General features: G+C 65.6%; 1 pseudogene. It reads right to left on the reverse strand.

What is annotated here, in order from left to right:
- A pseudogene (locus ACW5W8_RS23885) lies at positions 1 to 371 on the reverse strand (hypothetical protein); the annotation flags it as partial.
- Positions 372 to 419: the final 48 nt, after the last annotated feature.

The raw sequence follows: 419 nt of genomic DNA on the forward strand, positions 1-419 counted from the left end.
GCCAGCCGCAGCACCCGCTTATCGGGGCGGATGGGGGGCTTGGGTGGTTCTGGTGGTGGCGTCTTGCCCCAGGAGGGCAACATGGCCTCATCCCAGCCATCACGCCAGCCCTCTATCAGCGGCTTGCCGTGGTGCCAGGCTTGAGCGGCGACCCCCTTACCAATGAGGATGCCCTCTTGCCACTGGTCAGCCAGCCAAGCCTTGTCAAAGCGCGGCGGGTTGGTGAACCCGACCAGGCGCCACCTGCTGACCGGGGCCGCCTCAACCCACAGGGACTGATTCGCCACATGGCCAGCGGCCAGGCTGTCATAGCCCTCGCGGTTCTGCTGGCTGACCGGCAGCCCCTCGGCAAAGCGTTGTTGATTTGCCATGAACGTCTGGGGCATCTGTTCGCCCAGCTCAGCCACCTGCTGCTGATG

The sequence above is a fragment of the Aeromonas aquatilis genome (assembly GCF_054052405.1).